The organism is Streptomyces doebereineriae (assembly GCF_031845645.1).
GTDB classification, from domain to species: domain Bacteria; phylum Actinomycetota; class Actinomycetes; order Streptomycetales; family Streptomycetaceae; genus Streptomyces; species Streptomyces canus.
Window position 1 is genome coordinate 35,593 of the sequence record NZ_JAVREZ010000024.1, and the last position, 24,014, is coordinate 59,606.

Genomic DNA, 24,014 nt, shown 5'->3' on the forward strand with positions numbered 1-24,014 from the left:
ATCCCCCTCAGGAACACGCCTGTTGCGTGCGGGTGCCTACTGTGACTACTGCTAGTATTCGTTCAGTCACGCTGGGCAATCAGTGGTGACGTACGAGCGACGAACGAGGTGTTCCATGCGCAAGATTCAGCAGGTCGTGATCGCAGCAGCAGTGGCGGCCGGCGGCCTGTCCGCCGTCGGCGCCGGCACCGCCGCCGCCGACACCTCCGACGGGGGGCTGCAGGTGAACAACCTCTACCGCCCCTACCAGGAATGCAGTCCGCAGACGGTGGCCGAGAACAACGTCCCGATCGGCGTGCTCGGCCTCGCGACCACCACGGCCACCACCTGCGGCCAGTTCAACACCGCCTTCCAGGGCTGAACTCGGCAGGCACCCCCCACAAAGGACAACGCATCAGATGTTCAACAGAAGGAAGATCGCGACCCTTTCGGTGTTGGCCGGGGGCCTCCTCATGACCTGCGTCGGCATCGCCCAGGCGCATGTTGCGGCGGGCCCGGGAAACTGCACTCGCGACCTGTTCGGTTTCATCTGCACCCAGCGGATCACGGGAGTGATTCCCGAAGACGGCGTCATCCCCCACCAGGAGACCTGCGCACAGGTGAAGCCCGCGACGTCGCCCGCAGCCCTGGGCAATGGCAGGGCGCGGCTAGGCCCCGAGGTGACCTGTGCCGCCCCGGCATCGACTGCACCCGACGCGACCGACACCGCACCGGAGGAGACCGGCCTGTTGGGCCTGTTGGGCTGAGCCCCACAAACCGACGACGCGACATGGCGAACGTAGATCCTCGATAGCTACACGGTGTGTGTATATGCTCACATTGAGTAGCCAAGCCGGGCGGTCCTGCCCGGGTGAGAAAGGGTCAACCATGCGTATGTTTCAGCGCGCTGCAGTCGTAGCGGCGGCAATTGCGGGGCTGTCCACCCTCGGTGCCGGTGTCGGTTTCGCCGGCGACAACGGCGAAGCGCCTCCGCCGATCAGCGCCGTGGCCAACTCGTCGGCCAGCGCCGTCGCCTTCGGGGGCGACTACTACACCCTGCCGCAGGCCCAGCCCGAGGGCCAGCCGGAAGCCCAGCCGGAGGAGCAGCAGCAGCCCGAGGCCCAGCCCCAGGCCCAGCCGGAGGAGCAGCCGGAGGCCGAGCCCGAGGCTCAGCCGGAGGAGCAGCACGGCGAGTAAGAACCTTGCCGCAAGCCCATCCGCACAGCGCCACAACGGACGCATCCGCGTTCCTGGGAAGCCTGACGCACATTGCACGAACTCAACGTCTCGGTCCCGCACCGCTTCAGCGGGTTCAACGGTGTGCTGAGTGAATCCCCGTGGCGAATGCAGCCCGGACGCGCCGCTCGATCAGGGCACGCGTCCGGGCTGCGGCCGTCTGTTTCGACCTTCTCGGGCTCGAGTGCACTCCCATTGATGGCACGTGCGCTCGGGCCTCCATCGTAAAGGAATACCGCACATGTTCACTGCACAGAAGATCGCCGCCGCCTCGGGGCTCATCACGAGTCTCGCCGCGATCTGCCTCGGCGCCCCGTACGCCTACGCGGACGACGGCAACTGCGCGACCACCGCGCAGGGTGACATCATCTGCATTCGCAAGAGTGAGACCCAGATCGACAAGGATGGCGCGCACATCGTCAAGCAGGCACAGGACTGCTCGACGTCGGACCAGCCGCACATGGTGGACTGGCAGGACAAGATGCTCAAGGGCGGGGCCACGAGCGTCGGGCCGGTCGTGGAGTGCTCCAACAACGCTCCCCTGCCCAAGGAGTACAAGAAGCCCAAGGAGTTCAAGAGGCCGCACATCGAGTTCTGAGCATGACGGCGAATGCCGGGCCGGGATGATTCCCGGCCCGGCATTTCGGCTTTTACGGAAGGTCTGCCGACGAAACGAAAATCCCCGGTACCCCGTCAGCGATTCGGGGCACCGGGGAAAATCTTTGTCTTACTTGCCGAACGTGTTGCTGCAGCCCACGCTCGAGCCCTGGGACATCTGCTGGGCGCCCGGGTTACCCTCGTCGTTGATGCCCAGCAGGCCGTTGCCGATGCCGATGTTGCCGAGGATGTCGATGTTGGTGTCGTGCGACTTGCAATTGCTGGTCTGCATGACATCGAAAGTGTCGCCACCGCCCCTGTGACCACCCTGGTCGGCGTGGGCGGTGCCGGCACCCAGGAGGCCGATGGTCCCGAATGCGGCGACGAGGACGGCAGCCGTGCGGAGCTTGTGCATGTCATCTCCGGTGAGAGTGAGGTGGACGCGATCCGTGTTGATCGACATCAGTGCGGTCAAGAAGGCCGAAGGGAACAGCCGACAGGTTCCGGCGACACGCCGGAACCATCGCCGCCTGGCAGGCCTGGCGGTACGCAAATGGTCCCGGCCCTGCGCCGGGACCATTTGCGGAGTTCGGCGCCTAACGCCGGTCAGAACCTCAGAAGGCGCTGTTGCTGCAGCTCACCTTGGAGCCCTGGTCGAAGGACTGAGCACCCGGGTTGCCCTCGTCGCCGATGCCCACAAGGCCGTTGAGGAGGCCGAGGTTGCCGAGGACGTCAATGTTCACGTCGTGCGAGCGGCAGGTGTTGCCCTGCGTGATCTTGAACAGGTCCCCGCCGTCCTTCCCTCCATGACCGTCGGCGTGGGCGGTGCCACCCACGAGGCCGATGCTGCCGAGGGCAACGACCAGGACGGCAACGTTGCGAAGCTTGCGCATGTCATCTCCGGTGAGAGTGATTGGGTGCGATCTGTGTTAGATCGACTCCTTACAGTTACAAGAGATTAGTGCGAAGTATCTCAAAACGGTCAGAGGCGCGCCGATTTCGTGATCGCGGAGCGAAAACACCCGAAAGTCGTATCGCGCGCGAAGAGCTAGCGCGCGTTGGCGAAGGCGCTGGAGAGGGCGTTCGACTGACTGTTGGCCTGGGTGCATTCGATGCCCCGCGTCTGGGAGGCGGCGAGCACCGCGACCGGGACGTTCGCGTCGAGCAGGGACTGGGGGCTGCACTCCTGGGCCGGCCGGAACAGGTTGTTCTGGGCCGGAGCGACGCTCTGCCCCGTCCGGCCGGTCTGCCCCGTCTGCCCCGTCTGCGGGGCCGGAGAGGAGAGCTGAGGGTTGATCTGCGGGTTGAGCTGAGGGTTGAGCTGCGGTGCAACCTGGGTACCGCGCTGCGATGCCGGGGCCGGGGCCGGCTGCTGAACGGCCGGCGAGCCGTAGCTCTGCGTGGTCGCCTGAGCGGACGTGGCTGTGGTGGCCTGGGCGTCCGGCTGCGAAACGGGAGGCGGCACAGCCCCGTTGAAGGCGACGGGGGTGACGGCTGAGCTCGATCCTGCCCCGCCGGCGGCCAGTCCGCCGGCCGCTGCGACGACGAACGCGATTTGCTGGAGCTTGCGCATGGAATTCTCGGCCCTTCATTGACCTGTGCACGAAAATCTGGGGAAACGCTGATACGGCAGCGCAGTTGCAGCTGTTCGCACTGCTCTGAGTGGCTGCGATGGACCAACGTCCTTGCCCCGTGGGGAACGACACGAGAAGAGACGCAGATACGGGCGCCGGGGCGCGGTCACCCATTTGCCGCAAACGGCGTACCGGCCGCGACACGCGCCCCCCACGCGGCAAACGGGTGATGGGCCGTGGGAATCCGTGACCACGGCCAGGCGCCCTCGTTCCAACCGGGAGAGGGCAGCGGTCGTGGACCTGAAACGGGTGAGTCGAGTCGCTGCCGGCTTTGATGCGAAGTCCGCGTGCCACTCGGGATCACCGTTGCTGACCGTGCAGTTGGGAGCAGCGCACCGGCTGCACGCGTGACCGCATTCAATGCAACGAACTTCCCTATTTCAGGTATGAAGGGCCGAGAGTTTCATGCGCAAGCTTCACAAGGCCGTGCTCCTAGTAGCAGCGGCCAGCGGTCTGTCCGCCATGGGCACCGGCATCAGCCATGCCGACTCTCCCATCACTCCCCCGCCGGCGCCGGCTCCCGACAACGCGGCACCGCAGGCCGCCCCGGCGCCCGCCTACCAGTCGGCACCTCAGGCCGCGCCCGCACCCGCCTACCAGCAGGCCCCCCAGGCCGCCCCGGCGCCGGCGTACCAGCCGGCACCGCAGGCCGCGCCCGCGCCCGCACCCGCACCCGCACCCGCACCCGCACCCGCACCCGCCTACCAGCAGGCCCCCCAGGCCGCGCCCGCACCCGCCTACCAGCAGGCACCGCAGGCCGCCCCGGCGCCCGTCTACCAGCAGGCACCGCAGCACACCAGCTACGCCGCCGCCTCGTCGCAGGGGTCGGCACAGGCCTCCGCCTCGCCGTCCGCGCAGCAGGCGGTACCCGCGCAGACGGCACCGCAGGCCGCGCCCGCCCCCGCACCGCCCCAGGTCATGCCGCAGGTCATGCCGCAGGTCGCCCCCCAGTTGGCCGTCCCCCAGACCTTCGCGCCAGAGCCGGCGCCGACTGTCACCCCTCAGGTGAACCCGCAGGTCAACCCGCAGGTGAACCCGCTCATCAACCCGCAGCTCGCGTCGGCGGGCGCGCCGCAGCTGGCGCCGGTCGGCCTCGGACAGCTCGCGGCGCCTCCCGTCGGCCAACTGGGGCTTCCCCGACTCGGCTGACGGCCGCCCGAGCCTCGTCCGCCCCATCCCAGCTCGATCTGTTGCAGACCCCATCCGCTCGAAATGGAGTACCCCATGCGCACGTTCCACAAGGCAGTCCTCGTGGGCGCCATCCTCGGCAGTGTCGGCTCCTTCGGCGCCGGCACCGCTTTGGCACACGGTGAGCCGGGCAACGACTTCGACATCACGCAGGGCATCGAATGCCGCTCGCACGACATGAACATCGAGGTGCTGGGCAGCGTCGGCGCCCTGACCGGCCTGGCGGGCAACCTGGTGAACGGCGAGGGCAACCCCGGTGCGCAGCAGAACCACCTCGGTTCGGACATGGGTTGCGACAACCAGGCGTTCTGACCGCCTTCACCGCCCTACAGGCGGCCTTGACCCTCCCCTGCGCCGAGACCCTCTCGGTGCGGGGCGAGGGTTTTTCCGTGGAGCGGCTTGGCGTGCGAACGGGCCCCAACTGGTGTACGCACACAACCCCGTTCCGGGCAAAAGACTGAAAAACCATTACTTCCATGGTTTCGCGCATGTTTTACCGAGTGCGGGTGAGTACCCGCGACATCTCTGAAGGGCAGGGACCCATGAAACGGGCTATCCGAAACAGTGTGATCGCCGTCGCCGTCGCCTCTGGTGCGATGGCGGTCGCGGGGCCGGCGCAGGCCGACTCCACAGCTGACGGCTCCGCAGAGGGCTCGCCCGGGCTGATCTCCGGCAACGGCGTCCAGTTGCCCGTGGACGTCCCGGTGAACGTGTGCGGGAACACCCTGAACGTGGTCGGGCTCCTCAACCCCGCCATGGGCAACCGCTGTGCCAACGAGGACGGCAAAGCCGGGCACGGCAAGTCGTCCGAGGCGCCGGGCGGGGCCGCGGCCCACGGCAGCGCCCACGACTCGCCGGGCGTGGTCTCCGGCAACAACGTCCAGCTTCCGGTCGATCTGCCCGTGAACCTCACCGGCAACAGCGCGAACCTGGTGGGTATCGGCAATCCCGCCTTCGGCAACGAGTCGGTCAACGGCCCGGTCGACCGTCCCAACGAGTCCGAGGACCGGTCCGTACCGTCCACGCCGCGGGTCCCTCACCAGCCGTCGCACCCGGGCAAGGCGCACTCGGCGCCGGAGGGGTCCCCCGCCGTCGTACAGCCGGAGGCGGCCGCCACCCTCGCGCACACCGGGTCCGACAACCCCTGGGTGCCGAGCGTGGCGAGCCTGGCCCTGCTGACCGCCGGAGCGGTGCTGTACCGGCGCTCCCGTTCGAGCGTGGGCAGCCGCCAGGGGTGATCCCGGTCGGCTGCCTGGCGGGATGGTCAGTCGAGGTGACCCGCCTGCCGGATGGTGTCGGCGAGCTGTCGTACCGCCCGGTCCTCCGTGATGTCCGCCAACCTGTCCGCCCGGTCGGCCAGTTCGCTCAGGTGTGGGGCTCCCGGCAGGGGGCTCCAGCGGTCGTCGCCCCGGCGGAGGGCGTCGGCGAAGTAGGCGGCCACCGCGGTGACCTGGAGGCGCGGGCTCGCGCTGCCCAGGGAGTCGGCGAGGCTGTCCGACTCCAGTTGGCCCGACTCCTCGTGCGGGGTGCGGGTCTCGGGGTCCTGCCAGCGAACGGTGGCGGTGGCGAGGTGGCCGTCCGCGCCCGGCCGGGTGCGGACGGCGTAGAGGGCGGTGACGGTGTGGCCGGGGCCGACCTCGCCGCCGTCGACGCGGTCGTCGCGGAAGTCGTCGTCGGCGACGCGGCGGTTGTCGTAGCCGACGAGCCGGAAGTCGGTGACCGTCTCCGGGTCGAAGGCGACCTGGGCCTTGGCGTCGCGGGCGGTGAGGTCGATGTTCTGCGGGAGCTGCTCGCAGAAGACCTCGCGGGCGTCCTTCTCGTCCGAGACGTACGTGGTGTGGCCGTCGCCCTTGTCGGCGAGGCGTTCCATCAGGGCGTCGCCGTAGTCGCTGCCCACGCCGACGCCGAAGAGGGTGATGCCGTGCTCGCGGCGGGCGCCGTCGATGCGGTCGAGGATGGTGTCGGGGTCGGTGTCGCCGTTGTTGGCAAGGGCGTCGGATACCAGGACGACCCGGTTGGTGGCGCCCTCGCGCAGGCCCTTGACGGCGGTGGCGTAGCCGGTCTCGACGCCGGCCGCGAGGTTGGTGGAGAAGGTGGGCTCCAGGCCGTCGATCGCGTCGTGGATCTCGTCGCGGTTGCCGTCGAGGCGGGTCATCGGCAGGACGGTCTCGGCCTTGTCGCTGAAGGTGACGATCGCGACCGAGTCGTCGTCGCGCAGCCGGTCCGTCATCACGCCGAGGGACTCCTGGGCGAGGTCGAGCCGGCCGGGTTCGGACATGGAGCCGGAGATGTCGATGACGAAGGTGAGGGCGGCCGGCGGGCGTTCGCCGCGCTGCCCGTCCGCGTTCCGGGTGGCCAGGCCCACGCGGACCAGGGACCAGTTCTTCTCGTCGGTGCGGGCGCCGTCGACGGTCACCGTGAAGCCGTTGCCGTCGGGACGCTCGTAGTCCTGGCGGAAGCTGTTGACGAACTCCTCGGGGCGGATCGTCGAGGGGTCGGGGCGCTGTCCGTCGGCGAGAGTGCGGCGGGCGTAGCCGTAGGACGCGGTGTCGACGTCGAGGGCGAAGGTGGAGAGGTGGTCGGGGGCGGTGTCGCGGGACTCGTCGTCGCGTTCGCCGCTTCCCCGGCTGTACTCGGGGGCCGGGAAGGCGCTTGCGCCGTTCGCCCGGTCCTTACTGCTGTCGTCGCCCGAGCCGCCCGCCCCGCATCCCGTGAGGAGCAGGCCGCCCGTCGCGGTGAGTGCGAGGAGAGCGGCCCGCAGCCGCCGTGTCCCGTACCGGTCCATCGTCCGTGCCCCCTTGGCCAGTTGACGCCGTGTCTGTGACTGTGACGGGCCGACGGGCCGGAACGTGCGCTACGGGGGGTTGCGGATGGATCTCGAACAGGGCACGGACGACGGCCGTCGAGACCGGTGGGTGATCCTCCGGTGACCTACGACACCACGTCCTTGCGGGCAAAACCGCGGAAGGCCAGCGCGAACAGCACGAGGGCGTACGTTATCGACAGGGCCGTTCCCTGGATCATGTCGGACCACTCCAGTCGGGGGCGGACGGCGTCGAGCCAGGCGTACTGCCAGTGCGAGGGCAGGAAGTCCCGCCAGTCGCCGAGCGCCGTCACCTGGTCGAGCACATTGCCGACGATGGTCAGGCCTACCGCGCCGCCGACCGCGCCCAGCGGGGCGTCCGTCCTGGTGGACAACCAGAACGCCAGGGCCGCGGTGACCAGTTGGGACACGAAGATGTACGCCACCGTGACCAGGAGGCGCTGCGCCGCGGTGCCGGCGGCCAGCTCACCGCCGGTGGGCAGCTCCAGCGGGCCCCAGCCGTATGCCGCCGTGCCGACGGCGAGCGCGACGAGCGGCAGGAGCAGCATCGCGGCCAGGCTGAGCCCGAGTCCGACGACCAGCTTCGACCACAGCAGCCGGGCCCGGGGCACGGGCGCCGCCAGCAGGTAGCGCAGGGAGGACCAGCCGGCCTCGGAGGCGACCGTGTCCCCGCAGAACAGGGCGACGGGGATGACCAGGAGGAAGCCCGCCGAGGCGAACAGGTTCACCGCGGCGAAGTTCGCGCCGGACAGGGTGGCCGTGTCCATCAGGTTCACCCGGTTGTTGTCACCGCCCGGCCCGCCACCCACCTGGAAGGCGATGAGCAGCACGAACGGCAGGGCGACCAGGATCCCGCCCATGACCATCGTGCGGCGTCGCTTCAGCTGCCGGACCAGTTCCACCCGGAGGGGCAGCGTGCGGCCGGCGCGGTAACCGTCGGCGACCTCCGCGCTGTCGATCAGCGTGCTGCTCATGCGGAGTCTCCGATCAGGGTGAGGAAGGCGTCCTCGAGGCGACGGTGGGGGCCGACCGCTTCCACGGGGACCTCCAGCCGGACGAGTTCGGCGACCAGGTGCCGGGCGCTGCCGTCGGCGTCGAGGCGGACCACCAGCCCGCCGTCGGTACGGACCGCCGAGGCCACGCCGGGCAGCGCGGCGACCTTCTCGACGAGGGGTTCGTCGAGCGGGCCGGCCGTGCCGACCAGCAGGGTGTCGCCGGAGCCGATGATCTCGCCGACCGGTCCCGCCTGGACGAGCTGTCCGTGGTCCATCACCACCAGGTGGGTGCAGGACTGCTCGACCTCGGACAGCATGTGGCTGGAGACGATCACCGTGCGGCCGGCCGCCGCGTAGCGGATCATCACCTCGCGCATCTCGCGGATCTGCGGCGGGTCGAGTCCGTTGGTCGGCTCGTCCAGTATCAGCAGGTCGGGCAGGCCGAGCATGGCCTGGGCGATGGCGAGGCGCTGGCGCATGCCCTGCGAGTAGGTGCGGACCGCGCGCTCCAGGGCGGCGCCGAGGCCGGCGATCTCCAGGGCCTCGTCCAGGTGGGCGTCCTGAGGCGGGCGCCCGGTGGCCCGCCAGTACAGCTCCAGGTTCTCCCGGCCGGACAGGTGCGGCAGGAAGCCCGCACCCTCGACGAAGGCGCCGACGCGGGACAGCACGGGGGCGCCGGGCGCGATGGCGTGGCCGAAGACGCGGATCTCACCGCCGTCCGGTGTGATCAGGCCCATCAGCATGCGCAGGGTGGTCGTCTTGCCCGCGCCGTTCGGGCCGAGCAGGCCGAGGACCTGGCCCTTCTCGACCCGAAAGGACAGGTCGCGGACGGCATACCGGTCGGCGGACTTGGCGTAGCGCTTGCTGAGGTCCCTTATCTGGAGGGGGACTTCGGCGAGGCCGGGGTCGGGGGCGGGGGCGGTGGTGCGGCGCCTCGCCGTCAGGAGGAGGGCGAGCGCGGTCACCGCGCCCGCCAGGGGCAGCCACCACACCCATGAGGGCAGCGGCGCGGCCGCGTCGCTGTCGGCGAGGGTGGTCGGCACCTTCAGGTCGCCCTTGAGGGAGACCGTGTACGTGGCGGGGGCGGCCGGTGAGGCGTAGCCGAGGTCGGTGGAGGCGAGGACCAGGCGCAGCCGGTGGCCGTCCTGGACCTCGTGGTCGATCGCCGGGAGGGTGAGGGTGACGTCCTTGCCGGCCTTGGCGCCCTCCACGCGGAGGGGCTCGACCAGTTGGGAGGGCAGCACCTGCTGTCCGCGGCCGGGGCCGACGTCGTACACCTTGGCGAAGAGGACCGCGTCGTCGCTCGTCGACTTCACGTGGACGGTGACCGTCGGGGACCCGGTGATCTGCAGGTCGTCCTTGACGGGGGCCGACTCGAAGGCGGCGTACTGGCCGGGGAAGTCGAGGGAGATCCCGACGCCGAGCGCGGAGAGCTGGGAGAGGCCGCCGGCGCCGCCGATGCCGGGCAGGGCGGAGACGGCGGGCGGGCTGGAACCGGCCGGGTTCTCGAAGGACTGCTCGCGTCCGGCGAGGGCGACGGCGCGCGGGTCGCCTTCGAGGCCGGGGTAGGTGTCGGCGTCCACGCCGCTCAGCCGGGTCTCGCCGTCGCCGGTGTCGGTGCCGAGGGTGCGGGTGACACGGAAGGCGGGGCCGGTGTCGGCGCCCTTGTCGTCCTTGAGGTAGCGGTCGAACCAGAAGGCGACCCGGGCCTGGACCCGGCCGGTCTCCATGTCGCCGCCGTCGTGGCCGCCCGCGATCCAGTCGACGTCGACGGGGGCGCCGTTGGCGCGGATCGCCTTGGCCGCGGCGTCGGCTTGGCCGAGCGGGAAGAGGGAGTCGGTCTGGCCCTGCAGCAGCAGGGTGGGCACCTTGATGCGGTCGCCGACGGCCGACGGCGAACGCTCGTCCAGCAGCTTCTCGGCCTGCGCGTCCGGGGTGCCGGACTCGGCGACCCGCTCGTACATCCGGCACAGCTGCGGCTCGAACTTGGCGCAGCCGCCGCCGGAGTTGACGAAGATGCCCGCCCAGAGCTTCTTGAACACGCCGTTGGGGAAGAGCGCGTCGCTGAGGTTCCAGTAGGTGATCGCCGGGGCGATGGCGTCCACGCGGTCGTCGTAGCCGGCGGCGAGCAGGGAGATCGCGCCGCCGTACGAGGCGCCCGCGACGCCGACGCGGGGGTCGCCGGGCTTGTCGAGCTGGACCTGCGGCTGCCGGGCGAGCCAGTCGATCAGCTTCCTGACGTCCTGGACCTCGCCCTTCGGGTCGTTCAGTCCGATCTTCCCGGTGGACCTGCCGAAACTCCGCGCCGACCAGGTCAGTACCGCGTACCCGTCCCGGGCCAGGTTCTCGGCCTGTTCCCGCACGTCGTCCTTGCTGCCGCCGAAGCCGTGCGCGAGCAGTACGGCGGGGCGGCGTCCCGCGTCGGACGAGGTGAAGTACGAGGTGTCGATGCGGACGCCGTCGAGAGCCATCACCTGGTCCTCCCGGTGCACCGGGGCCGGCTTGTCGTCGGCCACGGCCGTCCATGTCCCGGCACCGGCGAGCACGACGACGGCGGCCACGGCGGCTGCGAGCCGTCGTGGCCGCCGACGTAGGTCACGCAGCGGCGGCAGTCGAAGATCCATGTGTCAACGGTACGGGGTGAAAAGGCCGGTGAGTCGTCGACCAGGGGGTGAACCGGGGCCATCCCGTGGGGGTACAACGGCGTTCTCGTGTACCGCGTTCGCGGTACGGCCGGTGACACGACGGCGCCCCGGCCCTCCGGCGGAGGGTCGGGGCGCCGTACGCGCTCAGTGGTTGCGCGGGAAGCCCAGGTCCACGCCCGCCGGGGCGTCGGCCGGGTCGGGCCAGCGGGTGGTGACGACCTTGCCGCGGGTGTAGAAGTGCGTGCCGTCGTTGCCGTAGATGTGGTGGTCGCCGAAGAGCGAGTCCTTCCAGCCACCGAAGCTGTGGTAGCCGACGGGGACCGGGATCGGGACGTTCACGCCGACCATGCCTGCCTCGACCTCCAGCTGGAAGCGGCGGGCGGCGCCGCCGTCCCGGGTGAAGATCGCGGTGCCGTTGCCGAACGGCGAGGCGTTGATGAGGGCGATGCCCTCGTCGTAGGTGTCGACGCGCAGCACGGTCAGCACCGGGCCGAAGATCTCGTCCTGGTAGGCCTTCGCCGTGGTCGGGACCTTGTCGAGGAGCGAGATGCCGATCCAGTGGCCGTCCTCGAAGCCCTCGACCGTGAAGCCGGAGCCGTCCAGGACGACCTCGCAGCCCTCGGCCGCCGCACCCGTGACGTAGGACGCCACCTTGTCGCGGTGCACCTTGGTGATGAGCGGGCCCATCTCGGAGGTCGGGTCGTTGCCGGGGCCGATCTTGATCTTCTCGGCGCGCTCGCGGATCTTGTCGACCAGCTGGTCGCCGATGGCGCCGACGGCGACGACCGCGGAGATGGCCATGCAGCGCTCGCCCGCGGAGCCGTAGGCGGCGGAGACGGCGGCGTCGGCGGCCGCGTCCAGGTCGGCGTCCGGCAGGACGAGCATGTGGTTCTTGGCGCCGCCCAGGGCCTGGACCCGCTTGCCGTTGGCGGAGGCGGTGGTGTGGATGTAGCGGGCGATCGGGGTCGAGCCGACGAAGGAGACGGCCTTGACGTCCGGGTGCTCCAGGAGGCGGTCGACGGCCACCTTGTCACCGTGGACGACGTTGAAGACACCGTCGGGCAGACCGGCCTCGGCCAGCAGCTCGGCGATCTTCAGGGAGGCCGACGGGTCCTTCTCGGACGGCTTGAGGACGAAGGTGTTGCCGGTCGCGATGGCGATCGGGAACATCCACATCGGGACCATCGCCGGGAAGTTGAACGGCGTGATGCCCGCGACGACACCGAGCGGCTGGCGGATGGAGGCGACGTCCACGCGGCTGGCGACCTCGGTGGACAGCTCGCCCTTGAGCTGCACGGTGATCCCGCACGCCAGGTCCACGATCTCCAGGCCGCGCGCGACCTCACCGAGGGCGTCGCTGTGCACCTTGCCGTGCTCGGCGGTGATCAGCTCGGCGATCGCGTCCCGGTTCGCCTCGAGCAGCGCCCGGAAGCGGAACAGGATCGTGGTGCGCTTGGCGAGCGAGGAGGTGCCCCAGGTCGCGAACGCGTCCTTGGCGGCGCCGACCGCGGCGTCCACCTCGTCGACCGACGCGAACGCGACCTTGGTGGTGACCGCGCCGGTCGCCGGGTCGGTGACCGGCCCGTAGTTCCCCGACGCGCCTTCGACGGTCTTGCCGCCGATCCAGTGGTTGACGATCTTCGTCATGACCGAGTACTCCTTCACAGATGGCGGCGTCGGGTAGAGACGTGCCGTTCGTACAGCTCTCGGGCCTTCACCGCAGACGGTCGGGTCGCGGTTTCGGCCACAGGTACATCCCACCAGGCCTGCGCCGGAGGCGCGCCCGACACTGTGTCTGCCGTTTCGGTCTCGACGTAGACACATGTGGGAGTGTCGGCGGCCCGCGCCTCCTCGAGGGCGGCGCGGAGGTCTCGTACGGTCTTCGCGCGCAGCACGCGCATACCGAGGCTGGCCACGTTGGCGGCCAGGTCCACGGGCAGCGGGGCGCCCGTGTAGGTGCCGTCGTCGGACTGGTAGCGGTAGGCGGTTCCGAACCGCTCGCCGCCGACCGTCTCGGACAGGCCGCCGATGGAGGCGTAGCCGTGGTTCTGGATCAGGAGCAGCTTGATCGCGATGCCCTCCTGCACGGCCGTGACGATCTCCGTCGGCATCATCAGGTACGTTCCGTCGCCGACCAGCGCCCAGACGTTGCGGTCGGGCGCGGCCATCTTGACACCGATCGCGGCCGGGATCTCGTAGCCCATGCAGGAGTAGCCGTACTCCAGGTGGTACTGGTCCCTCGACCGGGCGCGCCACAGCTTGTGCAGGTCGCCGGGGAGGGAGCCGGCCGCGTTGATGACGACGTCCGACTCGTCCACCAGGACATCCAGGGCGCCGAGGACCTGCGGCTGGGTCGGCCTGATGTCGGGCTCGTCGGCCTCGTAGCAGGCGTCGACGCGCTGCTCCCAGCGCTCCTTGTCGAGCGTGTACTCGTCGACGTACGCGCCCGTGACCCGGTGGGCGTGCAGCTGGAGGGCGCCGGTGAGCTCCTGGAGGGCGCTGCGGGCGTCCGCGACCAGGGGTGTACCGGCGAGCTTGTGGCCGTCGTAGGGCGCGATGTTGAGGTTGAGGAAGCGGACTCCGTCGGCGGCGAACAGCGTGCCGGAGGCCGTGGTGAAGTCGGTCCAGCGGGTGCCGACGCCTATCACCAGGTCGGCCTGGCGGGCCAGTTCGTTCGCGGTGGCGGTGCCGGTGTGGCCGACACCGCCGACGTCCTGGGGATGGTCGTGGCGCAGGGAGCCCTTGCCGGCCTGGGTGGAGGCGACCGGGATGCCGGTGGCGCTCGCGAACTCGGCGAGGGCCTCCTCGGCGCGGCTGTGGTGGACTCCGCCGCCGGCGACGAGCAGGGGGCGCCGGGCCGACCTGATGGCCTGCACCGCTTCCGCGAGTTCGGTGGGGTCGGCGCCCGGCCGTCGTACGACCCAGGTGCGCTCGGCGAAGAACTCGTCCGGCCAGTCGTGGGCCTCGGCCTGGACGTCCTGCGGGAGGGCCAGGGTCACGGCGCCGGTCTCGACGGGGTCGGTGAGGACCCGCATCGCCTGGAGGGCGGCCGGGATCAGGGCTTCCGGACGCGTGACGCGGTCGAAGTACTTCGACACGGGCCGCAGACAGTCGTTGACGCTGATGTCGCCCGCGTACGGCACTTCGAGCTGCTGGAGGACCGGGTCGGCGACCCGGGTGGCGAAGATGTCGCCGGGCAGGAGCAGAACCGGTAGGCGGTTGACGGTCGCGAGGGCCGCTCCCGTCACCAGGTTGGTGGCGCCCGGTCCGATGGAGGTCGTCACCGCGTGGGTGGAGAGGCGGTTCGACTGACGCGCGTAGCCCACGGCCGCGTGCACCATGGACTGCTCGTTGCGGCCCTGGTGGTACGGCATGTCGTCGGCGTACTCGACGAGCGCCTGGCCGAGGCCCGCGACATTGCCGTGGCCGAAGATGCCCCAGGTCGCGGAGATCAACCGCTGCCGTACGCCGTCGCGTTCGGTGTACTGGGCGGCGAGGAAGCGGACCAGCGCTTGCGCGACGGTCAGGCGGGTGGTCATCGGTAACCCTCCGTGTGGTCCGGATGGAAGCAGATCCGCCACTCCCGCGTCTCACCCGGTCCCGCCATGACGTTCAGGTAGTACATGTCGTGGCCGGGCTGGGCGATGGACGGGCCGTGCCATCCGTCGGGGACGAGGACGGCGTCGCCGGAGCGGACCTCGGCGAGGACGTCGGATCCGCCCTCACGGGAGGGAGATACGCGCTGATAGCCGAAACCGTTCGGGCCGTCGATCTCGAAGTAGTAGATCTCCTCCAGCTCCGCTTCCACGCCGGGCCGGTGCTCGTCGTGCTTGTGCGGCGGATACGAGGACCAGTTGCCGCCGGGCGTGACCACCTCGACGGCGATGAGCTTGTCGCAGTCGAAGGCGTCGGCGGAGGCGAAGTTGCGGACGTGCCGCAACTGGCTGCCACTGCCGCGTTCTTCGACGGGGACCTCCGGCGCGGGGCCGTAGCGGGCGGGGAGTCGTCGCTCGCACTTCGCTCCTGCCAGGGCGAAGCGGCCTCCCGCGCCGGAGGCGATCGATGCCTGGGCGTCCCGGGGCACGTACGCGAAGTCCGAGACTCCGGCGAACACGCTTTCCCGGCCCAGGAGTTGGAACTCTTCGTTGTCGGTGTGGACGGTACAGGCGCCCTCCAGCGGAAGCACGATCCACTCGCTGTCACCGGAGGTGAAGGTGTGGGTGCCGCCGGGTGCCAGCTCGACGATGCGCAGGCTGCTGTGGGTCCAGCCGGCCCGCTTGGGGTCGATGTCCAGCGTGTACTGGGCGTTGGCGGAGCCGCCCTTGGGGACGTACAGCTCGTTCTGTGTCATGCGGCGGCCCTCACAGCAGTCCTACGGCGGTGTCCACGGCGGCGGCCACGTCGCCGTCCGCCGGATACAGCAGCGAACGGCCGACCACCAGGCCGCGCACGGTGGGGAGTTGCAGGGCGCCACGCCACTTCTCGTACGCGCCGTCCTGGTCGTCCCCGACCTCGCCGCCGAGCAGTACGGCGGGGAGCGTGGAGGTCGCCATGACCTCGCCCATGTCGTCGGGGTTGTCGGTGACCGGGACCTTGAGCCAGGTGTAGGCCGAACTGCCGCCCAGACCCGAGGCGATGGCGATCGACTTGCTGACGGCCTCGGCGGAGAGGTCGTTCCTGACCTTGCCCTCGGTGGTGCGGCCGCTGATGAACGGCTCGACGAAGACGGGGAGCTTGCGAGCCGCCATGTCGTCGATGGCGCGGGCCGTGGACTCCATGGTGGTGAGGGAGCCCGGGTCGTCGTAGTCGATACGCAGGAGGAGCTTGCCGGCGTCGAAGCCGAGGCGCTCGATGTCCTCGGGGCGGTGGCCGGTGAAACGGTCGTCGAGCTCGAAGCTCGCGCCCTGGAGGCCGCCGCGGTTCATGGAGCCCAGGACGACCTTGCCGTCCAGGGCGCCGAGCAGGAGCAGGTCGTCCAGGATGTCGGCGGTGGCGAGGACGCCGTCGACGCCGGGGCGGGACAGCGCCAGGCAGAGACGCTCGAGCAGGTCGCCGCGGTTGGCCATGGCCATCCGGTTGCCGCCGACGCCGAGCGCGCCCCGGGCGGGGTGGTCGGCGGCGACGATCATCAGGCGGCCGTTGTCGTTGAGCAGCGGCCTGCGGGGGCGGCGGGCGGCCGCCTCGGCGATCGCTTCGGGGTGTTCGGCACGCAGGCGGACGAGTTCCGCGATGTCGACCCTCACTTGACCGCTCCCGCCGCGATTGCACTGTCGATCTCGTCGGGCGTCGGCATCGCCGAGCTGCACTCCAGACGGGAGGCGACGATGGCCCCGGCCGCGTTGGCGTGCCGCATGATCTTCTCCAGGTCCCAGCCGTTGAGCAGGCCGTGGCAGAGGGAGCCGCCGAAGGCGTCACCGGCGCCGAGGCCGTTGAGGACGTTCACGGGCAGGGGCGGGACCTCGGCGGACTCGCCCCTGCTGTTGACGGCGAGGACACCCTTGGGGCCCTGCTTGACGACCGCCAGTTCGACACCGGCGTCCAGGAGGGCGCGGGCGGCGGCGTGCGGCTCGCGTACGCCGGTGGCGACCTCGACCTCGTCGAGGTTTCCGACGGCGACGGTGGTGTGGCGCAGGGCCTCTTCGTAGAAGGGGCGGGCCGTGGCCGGGTCCGACCAGAACATCGGGCGCCAGTCCAGGTCGAAGACGGTGGTGCCGGCCTTCGCACGGTGGGCGAGGGCCGCCAGGGTCGCCGTACGACTGGGCTCCTCGCTCAGACCGGTGCCGGTGACCCAGAAGATGCTCGCCTCGCGGATCGCGTCGAGGTCCAGCTCGTGGGCGTCGATCTCCAGGTCGGGGGCCTTGGGCTGCCGGTAGAAGTACAGCGGGAAGTCGTCCGGCGGGAAGATCTCGCAGAAGGTGACGGGGGTCGGCAGGCCCGGGACCGGGGTGACCCAGCGGTCGTCCACGCCGAAGCCCTGGAGGGCCTCGTGCAGATAGGTGCCGAAGGGGTCGTCGCCGGTGCGGGTGATCACCGCGGTCCGCCGTCCCAGGCGCGACGCGGCGACCGCGACATTGGTCGCCGATCCTCCGAGGAACTTGCCGAAGGACGTCACCTGCGGCAGCGGGACACCGGTCTGGAGTGGATACAGGTCCACACCGATCCGCCCCATGGTGATCAGGTCGTACGCCATCGGCTTCCCTTCGTACCTGCGTCGGCTCTCCCGGCGTTTGTAGCCCCGGACGCCGAGCCCTGTCAATGTTTTGTCCAGACATTCGGACGAGACCTTGACAGCGCTTGCTGTCCGAACCGAAGCTGACCGGCATGACAGCGCCCGCACCTCAGCCCTCACTGTCCCGCATCCGGATCGGCTCGGCTCCGGACTCCTGGGGCGTGTGGTTCCCCGACGACCCCCAGCAGGTCCCCTGGCAGCGCTTCCTCGACGAGGTCGCGGACTCCGGTTACGAGTGGATCGAGCTGGGGCCGTACGGGTATCTGCCGACCGACCCCACGGTTCTCACCGAGGAGGTGTCCCGGCGTGGCCTGAAGGTGTCCGCCGGTACCGTCTTCACCGGCCTGCACCACGGCGAGGCCGTGTGGGAAAAGACCTGGGCGCATGTCGCGGACAACGCGGTGCTGGCGCAGGCCATGGGTGCCAGGCATCTTGTCGTGATTCCGTCGTTCTGGCGGGACGACAAGACGGGTGAGGTGCTGGAGTCGTCCTCGCTGACGCCCGAGCAGTGGCGGAACCTGACCTCGCTGACCGAGCGGCTGGGGCAGCGGGTGCGGGAGGAGTACGGCCTCCAGATCGTCGTCCACCCGCATGCGGACACCCACATCGACAGCGAGGAGAACGTCGTCCGGTTCCTCGACGGGACGGACTCCTCCCTGGTGTCGCTGTGCCTGGACACCGGGCACTACGCGTACTGCGGCGGCGACAGCGTCAAGCTGATCGAGACCTACGGGTCGCGGATCGGGTATCTGCACCTCAAGCAGGTGGACCCGGAGATCCTCGCGGACGTACGGGCCAAGGGAACGCCGTTCGGGCCCGCGGTGGCGCAGGGCGTGATGTGTGAGCCGCCTTCGGGTGTGCCGGCGCTCGGGCCCGTGCTGGAGGCGGCGGGACGGCTGGATGTCGATCTGTTCGCGATCGTCGAGCAGGACATGTATCCGTGTGAGCCGGATCGGCCGTTGCCGATCGCTCAGCGGACCAGGGCGTTCCTGCGGTCCTGCGGGGCGTAGCGCCCCAGAGGGTGTTGCTGTGCCCCATCGGCTGTGAAGCTGGGGCGATGGTGTTGGTCCGTACCGGACGTGGGTCCGGTGGGTTGTGGGAGTTCGCCCTCGGGGCGCCTCATCCTCGGCTGCGGCCCGGGGTGTTGAGCTATCGCGGGGTTCGGCTGGCGATGGACCGGCCGCGGCGGCGCCTCGAAACGCCCGTCGGGGCCGCCACGCTGCTGCTGGGGTTCGAGCAGCCCGTGCGCATCACGCGCGCGGGGCGGGCTCCGGAGACGCTCGTCTCCGTCTTCTGCGGGCCCACCACCACACCCGCCGTCGGTGAACACGGCGGCCGGCTGTCCGGCATCGAAGTGATGCTCACGCCCTGGGCCGGGTTCACGCTGTTCGGGACCCCGCAGTACGAGACCGCCGACCGGGTCGTCGATCCCGACGCGCTGCCGCACGCGCTGGACCGGCGGGTCGGTGAACTCGCCGCCGCGCTGGCCGTGTTGCCCTCCTGGGAGGAGCGCTTCCGGTTGCTGGACGACGTGTTCGCGCGGTGGTGGGACGCCGGTACGCCCTGTTCGGCCCGGGTGGTGCGGGCCTGGTCGGAGCTCGTGCGGACGGGCGGTGCCATGCCGGTGCGGCGGCTCGCCGAGGAGGTGGGCTGGAGTGTGCGGCATCTGGAGAACCGGTTCCGGGAGCAGATCGGGCTGGGGCCCAAGGCGGCGGCGAGAGTCCTGCGGTTGCAGCGGGCTCGACGGCTGCTCGCCGCGGGGCGTGGACAGGCGGAGACCGCGGCGGCCTGCGGGTTCTACGACCAGGCGCATCTGAGCGGCGAGTTCAAGGCGATGACCGGGTGCACACCGCGGGAGTTCACGACGGCACGACGGCTGCCCTTCGCCGGCGCCCCGCCCGGGGACCGGATGGACGGTGAGGCGACGAGCCTGATCCTTGCGTCCGGGACAACCGCTGCATCAGGTACGCCTGCTGCAGCCGATGCTTCCCGGCGAAGTGCGGATTTCTCCAAGACCCACGGGACCACCTGACTGCACGCTGTGCGCGTCCAGCCGGTTGATCGGGGGACGGCCGGGGGGAGCCGGTGGGTCGGGCCCGGCGCAGCGGGTCCGGCCCACCCTGCTGCCGGAGGGGAGTTGCGCGAGCGAGGTCCTCCTTGGCGGGCCCGGGGTCCCGCTCGGCTCGACGCGCAGCGCCGTCAGTCTTCAAGAGAGGCCGCGGGGTCTGAAACGGCCCCTTTGTCAACGCGCCACGCCCTCGCGCCCGCGTACGTCTTTGCGTCACCTCTGTCACAAACGCCCCGTCCGTGTCACACATGTCCCGTGTACGCGAGCTGCGCGTCACACCGGGCATACAGGCGCTGACGGAAAGTCACCGCGAGTCGTTCACCGGACGCAGGATTTGTGATCGCCAGCGCAGCGCCCGGTCCCCCCGACGGCCTTTCCCGGCCGCCGCCGCGGTGCGCGCGGGGAGGTGCACCACATGACCGACCGAAGGCTCTGGTCGTACAAGGAGATCGCGGCGCACATCCGGGTGCAGCCGGACACCGTGCGGTCGTACCGCAAGCACGGGCTGCTGCCGCCACCCGATCACGTCGAGGGCGGCAAGCCCTTCTGGTACGCGGACACCGTGCGCGCGTGGGTCGCGTCCCGGCCGGGCAACCGGGGGCGGAGAGAGGACTGAGGGCCGGCTCGCCCGGTGACACCAAGCCGGGACTGACCGAGTCCCGTCCCTGTGGGATATGAGCGGCGCCGCAGCCGTCCCGTGCCCGCCCGCCGAAAATCCCGGGGCAGGAGGGGTCGGCGTCTGGCACAGTCGACCCATGAGCGACTTCTCCGTCAAACCCGTGCTGACCGGCGACAGGACCGTGCTGCGACCGTTCACGGAGGCGGACGCCGAGGTCATGGCGGAGATCATCGAGGACCCCGAGGTCGTCCACTTCACCGGCGCTCCCTCCGGCGAACTCACCCTGGAGCGGCTGCGGTCCTGGTACGGCACCCGCTCCGAGCAGCCCGACCGTCTCGACCTCGCCGTCACCGACCGCGCCACCGGCGAACTCGTCGGCGAGGTCGTCCTGTACGAGTGGGACAGCCACGCCCGCAGCTGTACCTACCGCACCCTCATCGGCCCCCGGGGACGCGGCCGGGGCCTCGGCACCGAGGCCACCCGCCTGATCGTCGGCTACGGCTTCGAGCAACTCGGCCTGCACCGGATCGAGTTGGAGGCCTACGGCTACAACGCCCGTGCCCTGCGGGTCTACGAGAAGGCCGGATTCGTGGTCGAAGGTGTGCGGCGGGAGGCCGATCTACGGGACGGCGAGTGGGTGGACTGGGTGATCATGGGCATCCTCGACCGCGAGTGGGCCGCGCTCAGCTCCACGGCTCGATGACCGTCACCCCCGCTCCGGGTGCCGTGCCCATCGCCGCCAGGGCGTCCGGGACCGCGTCCAGTGTGATCGTGGACGTGAGCAGCAGATCAGGGCGCAGCACGCCCGCCCGGACCAGTTCCAGCATCGGCGGGTAGGTGTGCGCGGCCATGCCGTGACTGCCGAGGAGTTCGAGTTCCAGGGCGATCGCGCGGGCCATGGGGACCGGGGTCGTGCCGTCCGGTGAGGGCAGCAGGCCGACCTGGATGTGCCGGCCGCGGCGGCGCAGGGAGTTGACGGAGGCCGCGCAGGTGGCGGGTGAGCCGAGGGCGTCCAGGGAGACATGGGCTCCGCCGCCGGTCAGGTCCCGGATCGCCGCCGCGGTGTCCTTCGTACCGGTCGCGTCCACGCACTCCGCCGCGCCGAACTTCCTCGCCAGGGCCAGGGCCTGGGGAGACACGTCCACGGCCACCACCCGGGCTCCCGAAGCCGCCGCGATCATCACCGCGGACAGGCCCACGCCGCCGCAGCCATGCACCGCGACCCACTCCCCCGCGGTGACCCCGCCCTGCTGCACGACCGCCCTGAACGCCGTGGCGAAACGGCAGCCGAGCGACGCGGCCGTGGTGAAGGACATGTCCTGCGGAACGGCCACCAGATTCACCTCCGCGTGGTCCAGCGCCACGTACTGGGCGAAGGAGCCCCAGTGGGTGAAGCCGGGCTGTGTCTGGCGCTCGCAGATCTGGTGGTCACCGGTGGCGCAGGACGCGCAGGTGCCGCAGGCGCAGACGAACGGGACGGTCACCCGGTCGCCGGGGCGCCAGGCGCTCACGCGAAGGCCGACCGCTTCCACGACGCCGGCGAGTTCATGGCCCGGTACGTGAGGGAGGGTGATGTCCGGGTCGTGCCCCTGCCAGCCGTGCCAGTCGCTTCTGCAGAGGCCCGTGGCTTCCACTCGGACGATCACGCCGTGGTCCGACGGGTGGGGGTCGGGGACGTCACGTACCTCCGGGCGTTCGCCGTATCGTTCGAAGATCACCGCTCGCATCTGCCGTCCCCTCGCCGTATTCCTCTTCCTCTGCCGTTACATCGTCGCCGGTCGCGCCCCTGGGGGGTTCGGCCTCCCCTTCGCTCAGTCCGAACCGTTCATGGAAGCGCCTCAGAGGAGCCGGTGCCCACCAGGTCGCGCGGCCCGTCAGCCTCATCACCGCCGGTACCAGCAGACTGCGGACGATCATCGCGTCCATCAGCACCGCCAGCGCGATGCCCAGGCCCAGCATCTTCGTGTTGGTCACCCTCGACGTGCCTATCGCCACCATCACCACGGCGAGGATGACCGCGGCCGCTGTGATCAGGCCTCCCGTGCGTTGCAGGCCGTGGCGGACCGCCTCCTCGTGGTCGCCGGTCCTGTCGTACTCCTCCTTGATGCGGGAAAGGAGGAAGACGCCGTAGTCCATGGAAAGGCCGAAGGCGACGCAGAACATCAGGACCGGGAGTGTGGTCTCTATGGAGCCCGGGCTGGTGAAGCCGAGGAGGCCGGAGAGGTGTCCGTCCTGGAAGACCCAGACCACCGCGCCGAACATCGCCGTCAGGCTGAGGGCGTTGAGGAGGACCGCCTGGATCGGGATCAGGACGCTGCCCGTCAGCAAGAACACCAGCAGCAGGGTGACGATCGTGATGAAGACCGCCGCCCACGGCAGGCGGTCGCCTATCGCGTGCTTGGAATCGACCAGGACGGCCGCAGTGCCGGTGACCTTGGTGTCGAAGGGGGCCTTCGTGGAGCGCAGCTCACCGACCAGGCGCTGGGCTCCGTCGTCCACGGCCTCGCCCCTGGGCTGGACCGTGAAGTACGCCGAGTCTCCCTTCACCAACGGGCCGTCGACCCGCAGGACCTCGGGGAGGGCGGCGATCCGCTCCTTGTAGGAGACGTACTGTGCCGGGGTCGCCCTGCCCTCGGCCAGGACTTCCAGGCCGCCGCCGGGGCTGCCGGGGAAGCCGTCCCTGAGGTGCTGCTGCACCACATGGGACTCGGCGGAAGCGGGCAGTTGGCGGTCGTCGGCGGTGCCGAACTTCACCCCCAGGAAGGGCAGTCCGAGCAGGACCAGGACGGCGGTGGTGCCCAGGGCGAAGAAGGGGGCGCGGCGCATGACGAGGGTCGCCGTGCGTGCCCAGGCGGTGCCGGCGTCCTGCGCTTCGGTCTTCTTCGGTGCTCCGCGCCTGAACAGCCGGCGCAGGTCCAGGGAGTTGACCCGGTGACCCAGCAGGATCAGGGCGGCCGGGAGGAGGATCAGGGCGGCTGCCGCGGCCAGCAGGACGACGGCCATCCCGGCGTAGGCGAAGGACCGTAGGAAGTACTGCGGGAAGAGCAGCATCGCCGCCAGGGACACCGCGACCGTGAGGGCGGAGAAGAGGACGGTGCGGCCCGCCGTGCGCAGGGTGGTCCCGATGGCCGTCAACGGGTCGGCACCGGTGGCCAGTTCCTCGCGGAAGCGGCGGACGATGAACAGCGCGTAGTCGATGGCCAGGCCCAGTCCGAGGGCCGTGGTGAGGTTCATCGCGAAGACGGAGACGTCGGTGAACTCGGTCAGGCCGCGCAGCACGGCGTTCGTCCCGAGGATCGCCACGATGCCGATGCCGAGCGGGAGAAGGGCCGCGATCGCACTGCCGAAGACCATCACCAGCAGCAGGAGCGTGATCGGCAGGGCGATCATCTCGGCTCGGGTGAGGTCCTCCTGGATGATCGTCTGCATCTCGTGCCGCACCGCGACGATGCCGCCGATCTCGACCTTCACCGGGCCGTGCGTCCCCCGGAGGGAAGGGGCGACGCGGTCGAGCGTCTCCCCCATCTGCTTCTCGTCACCGGTGATGCGGGCGGCGATCAGCGCCTCATGGCCGTCCTCGGCGCGCAGGGCCGGTGATGCGGCGGACCAGTAGGAACCGACCCCGGTGATGTCCTTCTCGGCGGCCAGGCGGGCGGTGAGGCGCTTGGCCTCCGCGGCCACCGCCGGGTCGTCCACCGAGGCGTCGCCCGCGTCGACGAGCAGCAGGAGGTTGGGCTGGGAGTCCGGGAACTCACGCTCCAACGCCTTGGTGGCGTACGTCGACTCCGCGTCCGGGTCCTCCCAGCCGCCCGCGCCCAGGCGGTCGGCGACACCGCTGCCGGCCACTACGGCGAGGAGGGTGAGCACCAGGGCCACGAGGAGCGACAACCTGGGACGGGCGGTGACGAGGCGGGTCCATCGGCCGACACGAGGCGGGCTGTTTACTTCGGTCATGGTGCGGTGTCCCCTTCACCGTGGAAACCGTAGAATGCAAAACACG

24 protein-coding genes are annotated in these 24,014 nt (G+C 70.4%); 11 read left to right on the plus strand and 13 right to left on the minus strand.

The features are described from left to right. The first annotated feature begins 115 nt into the window (after positions 1 to 115). The 4 genes from RNB18_RS43405 (at position 116) to RNB18_RS43420 (ending at position 1,813) form a co-directional block, all read left to right on the plus strand. Positions 116 to 361 (plus strand): hypothetical protein, encoded by a 246-nt coding sequence (locus tag RNB18_RS43405; protein WP_057609602.1) that lies wholly within the window; start codon positions 116 to 118, stop codon positions 359 to 361. A gap of 37 nt (positions 362 to 398) precedes the next feature. Continuing rightward, positions 399 to 746 carry a hypothetical protein gene (locus RNB18_RS43410; protein ID WP_057609603.1) on the plus strand — a complete coding sequence of 116 codons (348 nt, stop codon included), beginning with the start codon at positions 399 to 401 and terminating at the stop codon, positions 744 to 746. 121 nt (positions 747 to 867) lie between these two features. Beyond that, a complete protein-coding gene (locus RNB18_RS43415) occupies positions 868 to 1,176 on the plus strand; it encodes a hypothetical protein (protein WP_311719654.1) in 309 nt (102 codons plus the stop codon). 280 nt (positions 1,177 to 1,456) lie between these two features. Then, positions 1,457 to 1,813 (plus strand): hypothetical protein, encoded by a 357-nt coding sequence (locus tag RNB18_RS43420; RefSeq protein ID WP_311719655.1) that lies wholly within the window; start codon positions 1,457 to 1,459, stop codon positions 1,811 to 1,813. Positions 1,814 to 1,942: 129 nt separating this feature from the next. Here the strand turns inward: RNB18_RS43420 and RNB18_RS43425 are convergent, their stop codons facing one another. The 3 genes from RNB18_RS43425 to RNB18_RS43435 form a co-directional block, all read right to left on the minus strand. Beyond that, a complete protein-coding gene (locus RNB18_RS43425) occupies positions 1,943 to 2,227 on the minus strand; it encodes a hypothetical protein (protein WP_311719656.1) in 285 nt (94 codons plus the stop codon). A 199-nt stretch (positions 2,228 to 2,426) separates the two neighbouring features. Further along, positions 2,427 to 2,705, minus strand: coding sequence for a hypothetical protein (locus RNB18_RS43430; RefSeq protein WP_057609606.1), 279 nt, complete (start codon positions 2,703 to 2,705; stop codon positions 2,427 to 2,429). 155 nt (positions 2,706 to 2,860) lie between these two features. Continuing rightward, positions 2,861 to 3,385: a hypothetical protein gene (locus RNB18_RS43435; protein ID WP_311719657.1), complete on the minus strand. Its 525-nt coding sequence runs from the start codon at positions 3,383 to 3,385 to the stop codon at positions 2,861 to 2,863. 466 nt (positions 3,386 to 3,851) lie between these two features. Between RNB18_RS43435 and RNB18_RS43440 the strand changes: the two genes are divergently transcribed. From RNB18_RS43440 to RNB18_RS43450, 3 genes are all read left to right on the plus strand, one after another. Continuing rightward, a complete protein-coding gene (locus tag RNB18_RS43440) occupies positions 3,852 to 4,595 on the plus strand; it encodes a hypothetical protein (protein WP_311719659.1) in 744 nt (247 codons plus the stop codon). 75 nt (positions 4,596 to 4,670) lie between these two features. Then, positions 4,671 to 4,946, plus strand: a complete 276-nt coding sequence (locus RNB18_RS43445; RefSeq protein ID WP_311719660.1) for a hypothetical protein — start codon at positions 4,671 to 4,673, stop codon at positions 4,944 to 4,946. A gap of 230 nt (positions 4,947 to 5,176) precedes the next feature. Then, positions 5,177 to 5,872 carry a chaplin gene (locus tag RNB18_RS43450; RefSeq protein WP_311719661.1) on the plus strand — a complete coding sequence of 232 codons (696 nt, stop codon included), beginning with the start codon at positions 5,177 to 5,179 and terminating at the stop codon, positions 5,870 to 5,872. 26 nt (positions 5,873 to 5,898) lie between these two features. Here the strand turns inward: RNB18_RS43450 and RNB18_RS43455 are convergent, their stop codons facing one another. The 8 genes from RNB18_RS43455 to iolC all read right to left on the minus strand — a co-directional run bounded on the left by RNB18_RS43455 (position 5,899) and on the right by iolC (position 17,288). Beyond that, positions 5,899 to 7,419, minus strand: coding sequence for a vWA domain-containing protein (locus RNB18_RS43455; protein ID WP_311719662.1), 1,521 nt, complete (start codon positions 7,417 to 7,419; stop codon positions 5,899 to 5,901). Between the two features lie 146 nt (positions 7,420 to 7,565). Continuing rightward, positions 7,566 to 8,432 (minus strand): ABC transporter permease, encoded by an 867-nt coding sequence (locus RNB18_RS43460; protein ID WP_311719663.1) that lies wholly within the window; start codon positions 8,430 to 8,432, stop codon positions 7,566 to 7,568. Beyond that, positions 8,429 to 11,077 carry an alpha/beta fold hydrolase gene (locus RNB18_RS43465; RefSeq protein WP_311719664.1) on the minus strand — a complete coding sequence of 883 codons (2,649 nt, stop codon included), beginning with the start codon at positions 11,075 to 11,077 and terminating at the stop codon, positions 8,429 to 8,431. The genes RNB18_RS43460 and RNB18_RS43465 overlap by 4 nt, the downstream gene beginning before the upstream one ends. A gap of 165 nt (positions 11,078 to 11,242) precedes the next feature. After that, on the minus strand, positions 11,243 to 12,745 hold the full coding sequence (mmsA, locus tag RNB18_RS43470) for a CoA-acylating methylmalonate-semialdehyde dehydrogenase (protein ID WP_311719666.1): 1,503 nt from the start codon (positions 12,743 to 12,745) through the stop codon (positions 11,243 to 11,245). Between the two features lie 14 nt (positions 12,746 to 12,759). Further along, a complete protein-coding gene (gene iolD, locus RNB18_RS43475; protein WP_311719667.1) occupies positions 12,760 to 14,637 on the minus strand; it encodes a 3D-(3,5/4)-trihydroxycyclohexane-1,2-dione acylhydrolase (decyclizing) in 1,878 nt (625 codons plus the stop codon). Next, positions 14,634 to 15,449 carry a 5-deoxy-glucuronate isomerase gene (iolB, locus tag RNB18_RS43480; protein ID WP_057609616.1) on the minus strand — a complete coding sequence of 272 codons (816 nt, stop codon included), beginning with the start codon at positions 15,447 to 15,449 and terminating at the stop codon, positions 14,634 to 14,636. Before iolB ends, iolD begins: the two co-directional genes overlap by 4 nt. A gap of 10 nt (positions 15,450 to 15,459) precedes the next feature. Further along, a complete protein-coding gene (locus RNB18_RS43485) occupies positions 15,460 to 16,341 on the minus strand; it encodes a Cgl0159 family (beta/alpha)8-fold protein (RefSeq protein WP_266527885.1) in 882 nt (293 codons plus the stop codon). After that, positions 16,338 to 17,288, minus strand: coding sequence for a 5-dehydro-2-deoxygluconokinase (iolC, locus tag RNB18_RS43490; protein ID WP_311719668.1), 951 nt, complete (start codon positions 17,286 to 17,288; stop codon positions 16,338 to 16,340). The genes RNB18_RS43485 and iolC overlap by 4 nt, the downstream gene beginning before the upstream one ends. Positions 17,289 to 17,419: 131 nt before the next feature. On the opposite strand from iolC, the gene RNB18_RS43495 reads away from it, so the two are divergent. The 4 genes from RNB18_RS43495 to RNB18_RS43510 all read left to right on the plus strand — a co-directional run bounded on the left by RNB18_RS43495 (position 17,420) and on the right by RNB18_RS43510 (position 20,717). Next, positions 17,420 to 18,337, plus strand: a complete 918-nt coding sequence (locus RNB18_RS43495; protein ID WP_266527891.1) for a sugar phosphate isomerase/epimerase family protein — start codon at positions 17,420 to 17,422, stop codon at positions 18,335 to 18,337. Positions 18,338 to 18,498: 161 nt separating this feature from the next. Next, a complete protein-coding gene (locus RNB18_RS43500) occupies positions 18,499 to 19,359 on the plus strand; it encodes a helix-turn-helix domain-containing protein (RefSeq protein WP_311719670.1) in 861 nt (286 codons plus the stop codon). Between the two features lie 451 nt (positions 19,360 to 19,810). After that, positions 19,811 to 20,011 carry a helix-turn-helix transcriptional regulator gene (locus RNB18_RS43505; RefSeq protein ID WP_020116516.1) on the plus strand — a complete coding sequence of 67 codons (201 nt, stop codon included), beginning with the start codon at positions 19,811 to 19,813 and terminating at the stop codon, positions 20,009 to 20,011. A gap of 139 nt (positions 20,012 to 20,150) precedes the next feature. Continuing rightward, complete coding sequence (locus tag RNB18_RS43510; protein WP_311719672.1) at positions 20,151 to 20,717, plus strand: GNAT family N-acetyltransferase; 567 nt, start codon at positions 20,151 to 20,153, stop codon at positions 20,715 to 20,717. Here RNB18_RS43510 and RNB18_RS43515 read toward each other — a convergent pair. Together RNB18_RS43515 and RNB18_RS43520 are read right to left on the minus strand one after the other, a co-directional pair. Further along, positions 20,698 to 21,741 (minus strand): zinc-dependent alcohol dehydrogenase family protein, encoded by a 1,044-nt coding sequence (locus tag RNB18_RS43515; RefSeq protein WP_311719674.1) that lies wholly within the window; start codon positions 21,739 to 21,741, stop codon positions 20,698 to 20,700. The two genes, RNB18_RS43510 and RNB18_RS43515, sit on opposite strands and share 20 nt — an antisense overlap. Then, complete coding sequence (locus RNB18_RS43520; protein ID WP_311719675.1) at positions 21,692 to 23,968, minus strand: MMPL family transporter; 2,277 nt, start codon at positions 23,966 to 23,968, stop codon at positions 21,692 to 21,694. The genes RNB18_RS43515 and RNB18_RS43520 overlap by 50 nt, the downstream gene beginning before the upstream one ends. Between the last annotated feature and the right edge of the window lie 46 nt (positions 23,969 to 24,014).